The organism is Natronococcus sp. A-GB7, assembly GCF_029688865.1.
In the GTDB taxonomy this organism is placed as follows: domain Archaea; phylum Halobacteriota; class Halobacteria; order Halobacteriales; family Natrialbaceae; genus Natronococcus.
The window spans coordinates 1-14,396 of the sequence record NZ_JARUKV010000021.1 but is presented as its reverse complement, the minus strand read 5'-3'; the positions used below and the strand labels follow the sequence as shown (position 1 = coordinate 14,396).

The following is a 14,396-nucleotide window of genomic DNA, read 5'->3' as shown; positions in this document are numbered from 1 at the left end:
CTGTCTGGTACTGCTCGTATGACCGCTCCGAGCGATCCGTCAGCGGCCGACGGAGCGGACCGTCCGACGCGGGCGACCATCGAGGCGATCGCCAGACACGAGGGGATCGACGTAACGGCGGTCGAGCCGCCGGCCTACGAGCCGCTGTACACCGTTGTCGATCCCGAGGCACTCGACGCGCTGTTTCGGGGCGACTCCTCGGGCGGTGCGTCGCTCTCCTTCGAGTACGCCGACTACGACATTACCGTCTCCGGCGATGGCAGGGTCGACGTGACCGATCCGTCGACCGGAGAGACGGTCGTCGGCTGCTTTCGCGAGTGAGCCCTACTCCTGCTCGCCGATCGCGATCGTTCGACCCGTTTCGCTCGAGCGGTAGATCCCGTCGATCACTCGCTGGACGGTCAGGGCCTGCTGGATGCTCTCGTCGCCGACCTCGCCGGCCGCGATCGAATCGAAGAACGTCCGCTGTTCCTCGGTGTGAGTGTCGTTCTGTCGGGTCTCGATCGAGGTATCCTCGAGGTGGTCCGGGCCGGCGGTGCTCGCGGAGTGAACGGAGAGATCGCCGTCGAGGAGGTCAAACACCGCCGCGGACTCGGTTCCGCGGACGACGAACTCGTTGTTCTCCGGACGGTTGGTCGCCCAGGCGACCTCGAGCGAGATCGTTCGATCGTCGGCGGTCCGGATGAACGCGCTGGCGGAGTCGTCGACGTCGAAGCCGGCGGGCCCCGCGTCGTCGCCCCACATGTCCAGGTAGGCGTACTCCTCTCGAGAACCGAACTCGCCGCGGGTGACGCCGGTTACCTCCGCGATGGGAGGATCGCCGAGCAGGTACAGCGAGAGGTCGATGGCGTGGACGCCGAGATCGATCAGCGCACCGCCGCCCGCGATCTGGCGTCGGGTGAACCACGATCCGCGCCCCGGAATCCCCCGTCGGCGGACGTAGTTCGCCTCGACGTGGGAGACGTCCCCGAGTTCACCGCGGTCGATCCGGTTTTTGACGATCCGAACCGTGTTCGCGAACCGGTTGTTGAAGCCGACCATGCAGTAGCCGTCGCTGCCGGTCGCAGCGCTCGCGATCCGCTCGGCGCTCTCGAGGGAGTGAGCGAGCGGTTTCTCGAGGAGGACGTGGAGGCCCCGGTCGAAGGCGTCGACAGCGTACTCTTCGTGGTACTTGTTCGGCGTCGTGATGATGATGGCGTCGACGGCGTCGTACAGTTCGTGGTGATCGTCGTAGACGTCGACGTCGTACTGGCGCGCGAAACGGGTTCGCGCGTCGGCCGCGACGTCCATCCCGCCGACCAGCGGAACGTCGAGCTCGAGGAGGCGTTCGGCGTGGTAGCGACCGATGTTCCCGAGTCCGACGATACCGGTTCTGATGTCGCCTCGTGCTGTTGTCATGTGGTCATACGTTGTGGGTGTGGTGGTTCGATCGGCGGTTCGAATCCGAGGAGTCGTGCGGGGCTTGGTATTCGATTTCCTTTGTTCCGTCGTTCGTTCACTGACGCCTCCCGTGACACGAACGCGTTTCGCTGTGTCTACTGATAGCTATCCTCTGTGTAAGTGAGTCTATCGGCCCGCCGCTGCCGTCCGGTTGCGGTCGAAACCGTCGACTCGGTAACGGGACGAAACTCAGTCTTCGGCTTCGGTCGGCGCCGTTCCGGGCTCCGACCCGGAGCGATCGGCGATCCCGTGAACGAGCGCCTCGCCGCTCGCGGTGTCGAACAGGTGGATCTTCGACCCGTCCAGAACGACCTCGAGGGTCTCGTCCTCGCTGATGTCGGTGTCCGGCGAGACGCTCATCAGGAGCTGGTCCGGGGAGTCCAGCGGATCCTCCTCCATCGTCCGCTCGGCCCCTTCGTCGAGCACGAGGTAGACGAAGATCTCGTCGCCCATCGGCTCGAGCACGTCGGTCGTCACCTCGATCTCCCTGGTCGGTTGGGAGAGATCGTCGGCGTCCCTCGAGAGGTGGACGTCCTCGGGTCGAACCCCGAGCGTGACGTCGTCGCCGACGCCGACGCCGGCCACTCCCGCGGGGTCGAACTCGAGATCGAAGTTCTTCGTCTCGAGGCCGTCGGCGACGACCTCGCCCTGGACGAAGTTCATCGACGGCGAGCCGATAAAGCCGGCGACAAAGAGGTTCGCGGGCTCGTTGTAACAGACCAGCGGCGGATCGATCTGCTGGAGTTCGCCCGCGTTGATGACGGCGATCCGATCGGACATCGTCATCGCCTCGGCCTGGTCGTGGGTGACGTAGATGATCGTCGTCTCCAGTTCGCGGTGGAGTCGCTGGAGCTCGGTTCGCATGTGAACCCGGAGTTTGGCGTCCAGGTTCGCCAGGGGCTCGTCCATCAGGAAGACGTCCGGGTTGCGGACGATCGCGCGGGCGATCGCGACCCGCTGGCGCTGGCCGCCGGACATCTCGTCGGGCATCCGATCGAGCATCCCCTCGAGCTGGACGATGTCTGCGGCCTGTTCGACGCGCCGTTCGACCTCCTCGTCGTCGAACGTCCGCAAGCGAAGGCCGAAGGAGACGTTGTCGAAGACGTCCATGTGGGGAAACAGCGCGATGTTCTGAAAAACCATCGCGACGCCCCGATCCTTGGGAGCGAGGTTCGTGACGTCGGTGTCGCCGATGTACACCGTCCCCTCCGAGGGGCGGGTCAGTCCGGCGATGGTTTCCATCGTGGTCGATTTCCCACAGCCGGAGGGACCCACGAGGCAGACGAACTCCCCGTCCTCGATCTCGACGTTCATGTCGTCGACCGCAACGACGTCGTCGTACCGTTTCGTAACGTGTTCGAGTCGTACTCGTGCCATAGTGTCTTACTCCTTGAGTGCGCCCGCGGTGAGCCCGCTGACGATCTTCTCCTGGGCCACGATCACGAGGATCGCGACCGGGAGCACGCCGATGATGCTCGCGGCAGCCATCAGATTGAACAGGATCTCGTACTGGCCCTGGTAACCCAGAATGCCCTCGAGGATCGGCGCCCAGTTCGCCGGCTCGCCGTCGGTCATCAGATACGAGAAAAAGAACTCGTTGTACACCGCAATGAACGTCAACACGCCCGCGGTCGCGACGCCGGGTGCCGACAGCGGGATGATGACCCGAAACAGCGCGCCCAGCCGGGTCGTCCCCTCGACCCGAGCGGCGTCCTCGAGCCCGTCGGGGATCTGGGCGTAGAACGTCGTGAGGATGAAGATCGCCAGCGGCATGAAGATCGCCGAGATCGGCATCACCATCGCTCCCGGGGTGTTGTACAGCGTCCCGTCGCTCATCACCGGCTCGAGGACCGAAACCGGCGTGTTGAACAGGTCGTTCAGCGGGATGAAAAACGCCGCCGGCGGGAAGAACGACACGACTAACACGAGCAGCATGAGCGGCGTCTTCCCCGGGAACTCGAGCCGACCGAAGGCGTAGCCAGCCAGGCTGGCGACGACCAGTACCAACACCGTCGAGGCCGTCGCGATGACGAAGCTATTGAACATGTACCAGTGGAACGGCAGGGTCTGGAACACCTCGACGAACGCGCCGGGGTTGAACCCGTTCGGCGTAAAGACGATGTCCTGAAGCTGGCCTTCGGGGGTGAGCGCGACCATCAGCAGCCAGTAGAAGGGGAACAGCGTCGTAAAGAGGAAGAAGATCGCCACGACGTAGAACATGGCCCGGTAGACGCGCTGGGGGTTCTGGATCGATCGGTCGACCCACCGCGAGAACGGACCGCGATCGAGTTCGGCGTCGCCGCCGGCCCCGAGCGTCGCGCCACCGTCGGCGAGCCGACTCGGCGCCCGGCCGCCGTCGGGGAGGCGGTGGTGCGGATCCCGTCGGTTCCCGGCGGAGCCGCCGCCGCCGTCGCTCGCTCCGGAACCGGTTCCGTCGTCTCGCGTCGCGTCGTGGTCGTTCGGTCTCATCAGTAGAATCCCGCCTCCGTGTCCCGGAACAGGGCGATGTACACCGAGATGAACAGCCCGATCACCAGCGCCGTCATGAACGCCACGGCCGCCGCGGTGCCGAAGATGCGCGTGCCGCCGAACATCGCCTCGACGACCATGCAGGTCAGCGACGGCACCGTCGTACAGCCGACGCTCGACTCGATCAACCCGTACACGCGCATCGCGTCCATCGTCCGGAACAGCATCGCGACCAGCAGGGCGGGCAGGATCAGCGGCAGCGTGATCAGTTTGAACCGCTGCCAGGGTGAGGCGCCCGCGACGCGCGCGACGTCGTAGAGGCTCCGGTCGACGCTCTGGAGCCCCGCGAGGATCAGCAGTGCCATGAACGCCGTCGACTTCCAGATGTCGGCGACGAGGACGATGACGAACGCGTCCCCACTGTCGGCGAGCGGGTTCGGTCCGAACAGGCCGAGCCACTGCATCAGGTCGGTCCCGAAGCCGACCTCCGGCTGGAACAGCAAAAAGAAGATCATCCCCTGGATAACGATCGGGACGGCCCACGGGAGGATGATCGCGACCCGAACCCAGCGCCGACCGCGGAACTCCTGGTCGAGGATCAGCGCCTGCCCGAAGCCGAACACCGTCTCGAAGAAGACGCTGATGACGGCGAAGCCGAGAGTGACGAACAGCGCCTGCTGGAGGAGTGGCACGCCGAAGTCGACGAAGGGAAACGACGCCGACAGCGACACGTCCAGAAACTGCTGGGCCAGCCTGACGTCGCCCGTGAGCACGTCGACGTAGTTCTCGATCCCGACGAAGCCGCCAAGGGTCTCCGCACCCCGGGTTCGGTCCTCCCGCAGCGACATGACGAACGTCATGAGCAGCGGGTAGAAGGCGATGAAGGCGAGCAACAGGAACGAGGGGATCAACAGGAGGTAGGCGTAGGCCGCCTCGCTCAGCCCCTCCATCCAGTTGACGACGGCGTTGCCCGTTCGTTCGCGTTCGGGGGTTTCGCTGCCGATCCCCGTATCGGTATCACTGGTCATCTTGTTCACCTATGTCGGCCTCGCTGGCCTCGAGTCGATCCGCCAGATCGCTCATCGCCTCCTCGGGCGATTTCACGCCTCGGTAGGCCCCGTTGACCTCCTGATAGATGTGGGCCGACTGCTCCGGCCAGATATCGGTCACGGGTCGCGGAACGGCGTTCTCACCGGCGATCCGAATGGTCTCGGCGTACTCCGCGACGGGACCGGTCTCCTCGGGATCGACCTCCTCGAGCAGTTCGACGATCGGGGGGATCCAGCCCTGGACCGCAAAGACCGTGAGCATCACCTCCTCGGTCGCGAACGCGTTCATTACTTGGAGCGCCTCATCCTGGTTCTCGCTCGCGGGATTCAGCGTCAGGTGCCAGCCGCCGAGCGCCGCGCTGGTGCCGCCGACCCCGTCGTACTCGGCTTGCCCCTCCTCGACGCCGGTGGGCATCGGCATCATCCCGACGTCGTCGCCCATCCCCTCCTCGTGGGCGATCGCGATCGAGTACGGCCAGTTGCGGTGCATCACGACGTTGCCGGCCGCGAAGGGACCGCGAGCGTCCTCCTCGGTGTACTGGACGATCGCGTTCGGAGCGATCTGCTCGTAGCCTTCGAGGGCGTACTCGTCCTCCTGGCCGCGGATGAACGTCCGCATCATCCGGATCGCCTCGATGACGGGTTCCTCCGTAACCGTAACGTTGCGGTCGCCCGCTTCGAACAGCTCGTCGAGGCCGCCGAAGTACGCGCCGCCCCAGGTGCTCATCACCTCGTTGAACGTACAGCAGGCGAGTCCCTCGTAGGCAGCCGCTTGCGTGGTGAACCCGAAGTCGACGCCGGAGTCGTCGCGGACGTCGGCCGCGACCTCTGAGAACTCCTGCCAGGACATCGGCTCGGTCCCCCAGTCGTCGGTGTCGTAGCCGGCATCCTCGGCGAGATCCCGTCGAAACTGCATCGTCCCGAAGTCGGGAAACAGCGGCAGCGCGTGGAGTTCGCCGGTCTCAGGATGGCGAGCGGTCTCGACTGCGGCGTCGAGGTAGTCGTTCTCGATCAGGTCGACGGTGTCACCCGAGAGTTGATCCTCGAGAGCGACCGTCTGTTCGCGCAGAATAAACGGGATCGTCCACCCGCTGTCCATCATGAAGATGTCCGGTTCGGACCGGCTCGCCTGGAGCGCAGATTGTGCGGCTGATCTTCGCTGTTCGGTCTCGTCCGGTCCGGTGCGGACCGCGACGGTGATAGCCTCGTCGAGACCCGCATCCCAGAGCGCCTGATGTAGCTCCCCATCCGGATCCATGATGTCCTGAAAGTCGGTGTCGCCGTAGACGACGACAGCTCCCTCCTCCGCGCCGCGCCCGAGACATCCCGCTATCCCGACCGATCCGGCGCCGGCTACCGAGGCCGCCGCGACGAACGATCGACGAGAGACGCTGGTGGGTGCTGTGTGTTCACACCTGTCTTGCACCATCCCTGTTCGGGACCACTCTCAGAACCTTAATCGTTGGCGTATAAAGGTCACAATGCGGTGAAAATCTCCACGAACGGACCGCGTAATCGGCGAATACCGTTACAATCGGCGATTCGATCGCTCCGAGGTAGCCCCACTCGAGTGGCTACTCCTCGAGTTCGGGCGGTCGGTGTCGACCGATGTGGATCTCGTGAGCCTCGACGTCCTCGAGGGCGGCGACCCGGCCGCCGACCGTCACCTCCGAGCCGTCCTCGTTCTCGAGGGTGATCGCGGCGACCTCCTCGCTGACCTCGAAGGAGACGTCGATGATCTGGCCGCGGACGACTCGCTGACCGCCGACGGCGACGTCCTGGCCGACGATCGTCGCGTAGAACTCTCCTCCCTCCTCGATGACGTCCTTCACGCAGCGCCGGATCGAGGCGTACTTCCGCGGATAGCTTCGAGGATCCGCGTCCTCGCCGAGCGTCTCCTCGGCGGTCGTCCAGAGCACGGTGCCGAAGAAGCCCGACACCAGAAACCCGAGCGCCGAGCGGTTGAAGATGACGCCGTAGCGGTCCTTGTCGTCCCGAAGCGCGTCCTGGGTCGCGTAGATGGAGTAGTTGCCGTCGGCGACGGCAAGCACCGGCGTTGTGATCCCGCGTCGGGCACGCGTCGTCGTCGCGATAGCGGTGTAGTCGAAGTCGTCCGGACTCGGAGCCTCGGCGGCCGGCGTCACGATCAGATCGATGCTCACGCCCCGGTCGAGTGCCCCCGAGAGCTCGTCTTCGAATCGAGTGAGCAGATCGGGCGTCAGCGACAGTGAGAGCTCGTACTCGGCGTCCGCGATGATTTCCTCGAGATATCGCAGGATCGTCGAGCGGGACTTGACGAGCGACACCGCCTCCGTGTCCCGCGCGGGCGCCGTGTACCGGGCCTCGAGCTCGTCGATCATCTGCTCGAGGGAGTGTTGGACCTCGTCGAAGGCGTCGGCCGGATCGATCGCGACGACCTTCATCGGTCGGGACTCGCGCAGCTCGACCAGCCCCCGATCGCTCAGGCTGCGGACGGTGTCGTAGACGCGGGGCTGGGGAATCTCGGTCCGATCCGCGATCTCGCTTGCGGTCAGCTGTCCCTGCTCGAGGACGGTCAGGTAGGCGTCGATCTCGTACTCGCCGAGGTTGAACCGATCCCCGACTCGCTCGACGGTCGAGCGAAGTTCGTCTGGTGCCATACCCGATGGCAGGATTCGGACGGATAAATGATTTATTACAACGCGAGTACTACCGCGTTCGAAAACCGAGTCACCGTTCGGCGTCGATGACGGTCAGAACCCTTAACCACGCCGGCCATGAGTGTGCTGCCATGCTGGAGGTCGCACAGGTTCCGGAGGAGGAAGCCCTCGAGCGCACCAACGAGATACTTCCCGAGGCGATTCCCGGAATCGTCGGCCAGCTTCTCCTCGCGGCCGTCGTGGTCGTCGTCGGCTGGTACCTCTCGAAGCTCGTCGTTCGGCTGACCGGTCGGACCGTCGCGCGCCGCATCGAGCGCCCGAGCGTGACGCGAACGGTCCTGCGAGCGGTCAGGTTCTCGGTCCTGTTCGTGACCCTCATCGTCGTCGCCAGCATTCTCGGCGTCGGCGACACGCAGATCCTGCTGTCGGTGACCGTCATCTCGGCGGTGGTCGCGGTCGTCCTCGCGCCGCTCGTCGGGAGCTTCGTCAACGGCCTGTTCGTTCTCGCCGACAGACCCTACGAGATCGGCGACATGATCGAGATCGTCGACGAGGGCCACACCGGGTTCGTCGAGGACATCACGATCAGGTACACGAAGATCTTCACCGTCCAGAACACCTTCATCGTCATTCCGAACTCCGAGATCCAGCAGCGGGACGTGATCAACTACTCGGCGGAGGACGAACGAACGCGGCTCTCCCTCGAGTTCGAGATCACCTACGAGAGCGACCTCGAGGCCGCCCGCAGCCACGCCAAGCGGGCGGCGCGGTCGGTCGACGTCGTCATCACCGGTGGGCCCGATATCCGGATCGGAAGCGCACGCTACGCCGCCGCCCCGATCTGTAACGTCCGCGAGTACGCCGACAACGGCATCGTGCTGGAGCTGTTCTTCTGGGTTCAACACCCCTACAAGCAGGCGGTCGCCCGGTCGGCGGTGCGGACGGCGGTCCGCGAACGCTTCGCCGACGCCGATATCGAGTTCGCCTACCCCCACCGTCACCACGTCTTCGATGCTGACAGCGGAACCGCAAGAGTGGTCGTCGACGATCCCCGGTCGGTCCGTCCGGACGTCGGTCCTTCAGTTGACGCCGACGGCGACACAGCCAACCCCGACAGGTAGTCGTTACCTCGCGCGAGCTCCCTCGACGGTGATGACCTCACAGTCGAGATGTCTTCGCAGGTAGCCGTCGATGTCAGGATTGTCGGTAAACCGACGGAAGAGGCGGCGCAGCCGGCTCGCCTGTTTGGTTCCGATCACGACGGCGTCGGCCTCCTCGGCGGCGACCTCGTCGAGAATGCTCTCCTCGACGAGAAAGCCGGTTCGAACGACGTACCGGGCGTTCTCGATCCGACCGAACGTCGACTCGACGGCCTCTTTGAGGTCGATGCGGCTTACCTTCTTGCCGTTCTGGTAGAGATCGACGTGCAGGATCGTCAGCTCCGCCTCGCGCTCGCGAGCAACCTCGATCGCGCGCTCGAGGGTTCGTCTGGAGTGTTTCGACAGGGGGTATCGGACGGGGACCACGACCAGCGTCATCACACATTCGAACGGTATCCGCCCGGGTAAACCTTTCAGTTGGGACAGTTCTACACGCCAATTTTTCACACGGAAGGGACTAACTCGCACGGTCCCGGAGAGACAGTCCTTTACTCCGAGCGCCACTATCGACCGGTATGGAAACGAGGTCGACCGCCGACGGCGACACCGTCTACGTCTCGGAAACGGACGGCGACAGAGGATCCAAGGGACCGTTTCTCGTCGCCTACGAGTCGCCCGAGGCACGGCGACGGTACGGCTGGTTCTGTACCAACTGCGAGAGCTTCGACAACGCGATGGACTCGATGGGCCGTATCCAGTGCAACAAATGTGGGAACTTCCGAAAGCCGACCGAGTGGGACGCCGCCCACGAGTAACCGCGATTGACTCGAGCGACGACGTGCCACGCTCGGCGACTACCGACGACAATCGCGGCTTACTGTCGTTCGACCCGACAGTCGGTTTGCACTCGTTGTTCGATCGTCGGGATTAGTTCGCGGTTTTTTGCTCCCGAGCCGAATGCATGTGCCAGACCTAGATTTATGAGGGTGGGTCACATACTCTGTACTGAATGGGACCTGTTAACATGCGTCTCGTCGAACAGGCCAAGTCGATTTTCGCCGACCTGGGTTACACCGTCGAAGGTACTGGCCCCGTGTTCCGCGCCGAACGAAAGTGGAAGGTCGTCCACGTCAACCCCGTCCTCGAGCCCGGAAAGCTTCCGTCCGCGACCGGACAGTTCCACTGTTTCGTCGCCCGACCGGAGGACGCCGACGCGCTCGAGCGCGAACTCGAGCGCACGAACCCGAACTACGAGTGGGCGATCATCGTCGTCGACGGCGACGACTATCAGGTCGAACGCGTCCCGCCGGGACCACGCATCTCCGCCTGATCCCCGCGCGCCCACGTTTTTGAGCGACGCTACTCCTCCAGCGCCCCGCGTGTCGCGGTCACGCCGGCGCCGGGGTCGACGTCCGCTCCCATCGATTCGAGGACGTCCCCGAGCGCCGTCACCGTGTAGACGACGTTCTTCGGTCGCGCGGAGTAGCCCATACAGCCGACGCGGAAGATCTCCCCCTCCAGATCGCCGAGCCCGCTCGCGACCTCGAGATCGTAGCGCTCGAGCAGTTCCGTACAGACCTCGCCGTCGTCGATCCCGTCGGGAACTCGGACGGCGTTCAGGCTCGGCAGCCAGTACTCCTCGGGGGCGTTCATCTCCAACCCCATCCCCTCGACGCCGGCTTTCAGCGCGCCGGCCAGGCGCTCGTGGCGCTCCCAGCGCTGTTCGATCCCCTCCTCGGCGACCAGCCGCAGCGCCTCCCGCAGCGCGTAGACGTTCGTGACGGGTGCGGTGTGGTGGTACGCGCGCTCGTCGCCCCAGTACCCCTCGAGCAGTGAGAGGTCGAGGTACCACGACCGGGGCTCCTCCTCCCGGGAGAGAACCTTCTCCATCGCCGTCTCGGACAGCGTCAGCGGACTCGCGCCCGGCGGACAGGAGAGACACTTCTGTGGGCCGGAGTAGGCGACGTCGACGTCCCACTCGTCGACGCGGAGTTCGACCCCGCCCAGCGAGGTGACGGTGTCGGCGATCACCAGCGCGTCGTGGTCGTGAGCGGCCGCCGTGAGTTCGGCGACGTCGGGCTGGAGCACGCCCGTGCTCGTCTCGGCGTGGACGAACCCGAAGACGTCGGGGTCGTGTTCGGCAAGCGCGTCCGAGACGGCCGCCGGCTCGAGGGGCTCGCCCCACGGGGCGTCGACTTCGACGACGTCGCCGCCGGCGCGGCGAGCCATCGAGGCCATCCGACCGCCGAAGTAGCCGTTCGTCGGTACCAGCATCGTGTCGCCGGGCTCGACGACGTTACCGATCGCCGCTTCCATCGCTGCCGAGCCGGTGCCCGAGACCGGGATCGTCCACTGGTTGTCGGTCCGGAACGCGTACCGGAGCAGCTCCTGTACCTCATTCATGATCTCGACAAAGGAAGGATCGAGGTGGCCGACGAGCGGCGTACTCATCGCTCGCAGCACACGGGGGTGGACGTCGCTGGGGCCCGGCCCCATCAGCGTCCGGTTCGGCGGCGTCAGTTCGCCGATTTCGCTGACGTCGATCGAATCGTCGAAGCCGTTCATGTCTCGTACTGCGACGGGGATCTCAAAAGCGTTGACGAACCGTCCGCGGGGTGGTTGAGACTGTCTCGGACGCCGCCGTCTTGCTATCACCGACCATACATTGAATACCCGCAGCGGTGTACGATTACGAGCGATGGTATTCAAGAAGATCACGCTGATCGGCACGAGTACGGAGAGCTTCGACGACGCCGCGGACGACGCGATCGACCGCGCGGAGAACACCCTCCAGAACGTCTACTGGGTCGAGGTCGACGAACTCGGCGTCGAGATCGCAAGCGCCGAGAACCGGGAGTACCAGGCGGAAGTAACAGTCGCGTTCGAACTCGAGGAGTAGCTACGTTCGGAACGATTCGCCACAGCCACACTCGCTGACGACGTTCGGGTTCTCGACGTGGAACCCTTCGGCCTGCAGTCCGCTCTCGTAGTCGAGGATGCTTCCCTCGATGTACTTGAGACTCGCCGGATCGACGAACACTCGTAGCTCGTGGTGTTTGTAGATCGTATCGTCGTCGTCGGGCGCGTCGTCGAACCGCATCCCGTAGGACAGGCCCGCACAGCCGCCCTGCTGAACGAACAGCCGAAGGCCAGCTACCCCAGCATCGAGCCCCTCACTCTCGAGCAGGGACAGCGCCTGCTCGGCTGCCGACTCCGTTACCTCAATCTCGGGACGCGTGTCCGCGCTCGCGCCGTCAGCGCTATCGGTGCTCATGTAGGACCATTCCCGCGCAACGGTGTTAACCTTGACGCCGAAACTGACGTTGGCGGAACGGATCAGCACGGCTCTCGGTCCCATCGGCAGTCACGATACCCCGTTTCGCTCTATACGCGCGAGCGCTGCTGAACCGACCGATAGTACGTCCCGAACAGCCGTTCGTCGTTCGCCGAGAGCTCGACGTCGTTCTCGGCGAGCAGCTTGATCATCCGTTCAAGCTCGCACTCGTACCACATCGAGAGCAGTCGAACGTTCTTCTGTGCGTAATCGTAGTTTCGTTCGAGGACGCGTGCATCGGTCGGATCGACCTGACACGGCTCCATCTCCTCTGGTACTGTGACCCGCAACTACGTAAAACCAATCACAGATTGGTGACGTGTATCGACGGTGCCTACTGCACGTAGGGTCGGACTACGCGTCCCGCTCCCGGTCGAGTCGAAGTCGAACGCTCTCGGCGTGGGCCTCGAGTCCCTCCGCGTCGGCAAGGGTCGTCACCGTCTCGCCGAGATCGGACAGCCCCTCCGAGGAAAGGCGCTGAACGGTCGTCGATCGCAGGAACGTCTCGACCGAGAGGCCCCCGGTGAGCCGCGCGGAACCGTTCGTCGGCAACACGTGATTCGTTCCGCTCGCGTAGTCGCCTGCCGCAACTGGCGTCTCCGGACCCAGGAAGACGCTACCCGCGCTGTCGATCCGCTCGAGGATCGACTCGTCGTCCGCTGCGATGATCGACAGGTGCTCTGGCGCGTACGATTCGGTAAAGAGGATCGCCTCGCTCATCGAGCGGGCACGCAGGACGCCGCTGGCGTCGTTCGAAAGCGCGTCTCTGATCACGTCCTCGCGCTCGCGTGCGCCCGCCTGCTCGTCGACGGCGTCGGCGACGGCCGCCGCGGTCGCCTCGTCGTCGGTGACGGCCACGACCGCCGCGTTCGGGTCGTGTTCGGCCTGGGCGACCAGCTCGCTCGCGACCAGTTCCGGGTTGGCCGTCTCGTCGGCGACGACGACGACCTCGCTCGGCCCCGCGAGGAAGTCGATCTCGACGTCGCCTCGAACCTCGGCTTTGGCCGCCGTGACCCACTTGTTTCCGGGTCCGACGATCTTCTGGACGTTCGTGATCGTCTCGGTTCCGTACGCCAGTCCCGCGACAGCTTGCGCGCCGCCGACGCTGAACACTTCGTCCGCGCCCGCGACGTGGATCGCCGCCAGGGTCGCCGGACTGAGTTCCTCCGCGGGCGGGGTGACGACGACGACGTGGTCGACGCCCGCGACGACCGCCGGAACGACGCCCATGATCGCACTCGAGGGGTAGGCCGCCGAGCCGCCGGGGACGTAGACGCCGACCCGTTCGAGCGGGCGGAATCGCCGTCCGAGCTCACGCCCGTCGGCGAACTCCTCGCGCCAGTCCTCGGGTAGCTGGGCCTCGTGGAACTCCCGGACGTTCGCCGCGGCCGTCTCGATGGCCTCGAGCAGCTCGTCGTCGACCGCCTCGAGGGCGCGCTCGCAGTCGTCGGTGATCTCGAGGTTGCCGACCTCGACGCCGTCGAACTCGCTCGTGAACTCCCGAACGGCGACGTCACCTTCCTCCCGAACTCTGTCGACGATCTCCCGGACGTCTCCTCTGACGGCCTCGATACCGGCGTCGCGTTCGAAGAACGCGACCCGGTCGTCCGGTCCGAGATCGGCGATCTCCCGCATCTCGACTGTCATATCCCGCCCTTTGCGCGGCGTTCGAAAAACCGTTTCCATCACGACTCCGAGCGTTCGATCGGCCAGATCCCGGTCGCGTCGAGAGTCGCCCTGACGAAGAGATAGACCAGCAACGCGAACCCGACCACGGCGAACGGTGCCTGGAGCACCTCCGCGACGCCACGACCGAACAGCAGTTGGCTGAACCCGCGAACGAAGAAACTCAGGACGACGAGTCCAAGCGCGACGAGGGCGAGTCTGACGAACCCCGAACGATCCATGCGCGACCCTACAGCCCGTTACCGCTAAATCGTACCGATCACGGTTGAGGAGGACGAAATAGACGACCGCACCTCTGGAGGGTGCCCAGCTCGAGATCGGATTTCGGGATCGGGCCAGTCTCGAATCCGTCTTACCGTCCCGTGCGCGTTTCGCTGACTTCCCTTCCGAAGCGCGATCGAACCACACGCTCGCTCGAGCGCAGGAAGATCCGACCCTCCCCTGTGACTTGCCCGCTCGGGAACGACCAACGTGGCTCACTCGCCGGCCGAGACGACGGCCTTATATATACACCGGGCACTCGTCACTAATGCGAACGACGTGGCGCACCCGCCGCGTTCCCTCCGGCCGAATCCCGGCGCGGAGGCAGGCGCTCCATCCCGTCCCGACCGCTCCCATACGGGGGCGGTAGTTGACTTCGACGGCTACGATCGACCCCGTTCCGGATACGAGTTCCGGC

General features: G+C 65.0%; 17 protein-coding genes. 5 read left to right on the top strand and 12 right to left on the bottom strand.

The features are described 5' to 3' along the window. The first annotated feature begins 18 nt into the window (after positions 1–18). Positions 19–321: a HalOD1 output domain-containing protein gene (locus QA609_RS17460; protein ID WP_278303891.1), complete on the top strand. Its 303-nt coding sequence runs from the start codon at positions 19–21 to the stop codon at positions 319–321. A gap of 3 nt (positions 322–324) precedes the next feature. Here QA609_RS17460 and QA609_RS17455 read toward each other — a convergent pair whose 3' ends face one another. From QA609_RS17455 to QA609_RS17430, 6 genes are all read right to left on the bottom strand, one after another. Then, entirely contained in the window at positions 325–1,398 is a 1,074-nt protein-coding gene (locus QA609_RS17455) for a Gfo/Idh/MocA family oxidoreductase (protein ID WP_278303890.1), read from the bottom strand. Between the two features lie 231 nt (positions 1,399–1,629). Then, positions 1,630–2,817 carry an ABC transporter ATP-binding protein gene (locus QA609_RS17450; protein ID WP_278303889.1) on the bottom strand — a complete coding sequence of 396 codons (1,188 nt, stop codon included), beginning with the start codon at positions 2,815–2,817 and terminating at the stop codon, positions 1,630–1,632. A 6-nt stretch (positions 2,818–2,823) separates the two neighbouring features. Then, a complete protein-coding gene (locus QA609_RS17445) occupies positions 2,824–3,909 on the bottom strand; it encodes a carbohydrate ABC transporter permease (protein ID WP_278303888.1) in 1,086 nt (361 codons plus the stop codon). Continuing rightward, positions 3,909–4,937 (bottom strand): sugar ABC transporter permease, encoded by a 1,029-nt coding sequence (locus QA609_RS17440; RefSeq protein WP_278303887.1) that lies wholly within the window; start codon positions 4,935–4,937, stop codon positions 3,909–3,911. The genes QA609_RS17445 and QA609_RS17440 overlap by 1 nt, the downstream gene beginning before the upstream one ends. Further along, positions 4,927–6,387, bottom strand: a complete 1,461-nt coding sequence (locus tag QA609_RS17435; RefSeq protein WP_278303886.1) for an extracellular solute-binding protein — start codon at positions 6,385–6,387, stop codon at positions 4,927–4,929. The genes QA609_RS17440 and QA609_RS17435 overlap by 11 nt, the downstream gene beginning before the upstream one ends. 145 nt (positions 6,388–6,532) lie before the next feature. Continuing rightward, entirely contained in the window at positions 6,533–7,597 is a 1,065-nt protein-coding gene (locus tag QA609_RS17430) for a TrmB family transcriptional regulator (protein WP_278303885.1), read from the bottom strand. 131 nt (positions 7,598–7,728) lie between these two features. Between QA609_RS17430 and QA609_RS17425 the strand changes: the two genes are divergently transcribed. Then, on the top strand, positions 7,729–8,718 hold the full coding sequence (locus QA609_RS17425; RefSeq protein ID WP_278303883.1) for a mechanosensitive ion channel family protein: 990 nt from the start codon (positions 7,729–7,731) through the stop codon (positions 8,716–8,718). A 3-nt stretch (positions 8,719–8,721) separates the two neighbouring features. Here the strand turns inward: QA609_RS17425 and QA609_RS17420 are convergent, their stop codons facing one another. Beyond that, the gene (locus QA609_RS17420; protein WP_278303882.1) at positions 8,722–9,135 is read right to left on the bottom strand and encodes a universal stress protein; all 414 of its coding nucleotides are present in this window, start codon (positions 9,133–9,135) and stop codon (positions 8,722–8,724) included. A 137-nt stretch (positions 9,136–9,272) separates the two neighbouring features. On the opposite strand from QA609_RS17420, the gene QA609_RS17415 reads away from it, so the two are divergent. Together QA609_RS17415 and QA609_RS17410 are read left to right on the top strand one after the other, a co-directional pair. Continuing rightward, the gene (locus tag QA609_RS17415) at positions 9,273–9,512 is read left to right on the top strand and encodes a DUF5816 domain-containing protein (RefSeq protein WP_278303881.1); all 240 of its coding nucleotides are present in this window, start codon (positions 9,273–9,275) and stop codon (positions 9,510–9,512) included. A 209-nt stretch (positions 9,513–9,721) separates the two neighbouring features. Continuing rightward, the gene (locus tag QA609_RS17410; protein ID WP_278303967.1) at positions 9,722–10,027 is read left to right on the top strand and encodes a hypothetical protein; all 306 of its coding nucleotides are present in this window, start codon (positions 9,722–9,724) and stop codon (positions 10,025–10,027) included. A gap of 29 nt (positions 10,028–10,056) precedes the next feature. On the opposite strand, the gene QA609_RS17405 is transcribed toward QA609_RS17410, so the two are convergent. Further along, the gene (locus tag QA609_RS17405; protein ID WP_278303880.1) at positions 10,057–11,262 is read right to left on the bottom strand and encodes an alanine--glyoxylate aminotransferase family protein; all 1,206 of its coding nucleotides are present in this window, start codon (positions 11,260–11,262) and stop codon (positions 10,057–10,059) included. Between the two features lie 133 nt (positions 11,263–11,395). On the opposite strand from QA609_RS17405, the gene QA609_RS17400 reads away from it, so the two are divergent. After that, complete coding sequence (locus QA609_RS17400; RefSeq protein ID WP_005555208.1) at positions 11,396–11,596, top strand: dodecin; 201 nt, start codon at positions 11,396–11,398, stop codon at positions 11,594–11,596. On the opposite strand, the gene QA609_RS17395 is transcribed toward QA609_RS17400, so the two are convergent. From QA609_RS17395 to QA609_RS17380, 4 genes are all read right to left on the bottom strand, one after another. Continuing rightward, on the bottom strand, positions 11,597–11,971 hold the full coding sequence (locus QA609_RS17395; RefSeq protein ID WP_278303879.1) for an iron-sulfur cluster assembly accessory protein: 375 nt from the start codon (positions 11,969–11,971) through the stop codon (positions 11,597–11,599). A 110-nt stretch (positions 11,972–12,081) separates the two neighbouring features. Next, the gene (locus QA609_RS17390) at positions 12,082–12,297 is read right to left on the bottom strand and encodes a hypothetical protein (protein WP_278303878.1); all 216 of its coding nucleotides are present in this window, start codon (positions 12,295–12,297) and stop codon (positions 12,082–12,084) included. Positions 12,298–12,385: 88 nt separating this feature from the next. Then, on the bottom strand, positions 12,386–13,678 hold the full coding sequence (gene hisD / locus QA609_RS17385) for a histidinol dehydrogenase (RefSeq protein WP_278303877.1): 1,293 nt from the start codon (positions 13,676–13,678) through the stop codon (positions 12,386–12,388). 38 nt (positions 13,679–13,716) lie between these two features. Next, positions 13,717–13,938: a hypothetical protein gene (locus tag QA609_RS17380; protein WP_278303876.1), complete on the bottom strand. Its 222-nt coding sequence runs from the start codon at positions 13,936–13,938 to the stop codon at positions 13,717–13,719. Positions 13,939–14,396 lie beyond the last annotated feature (458 nt).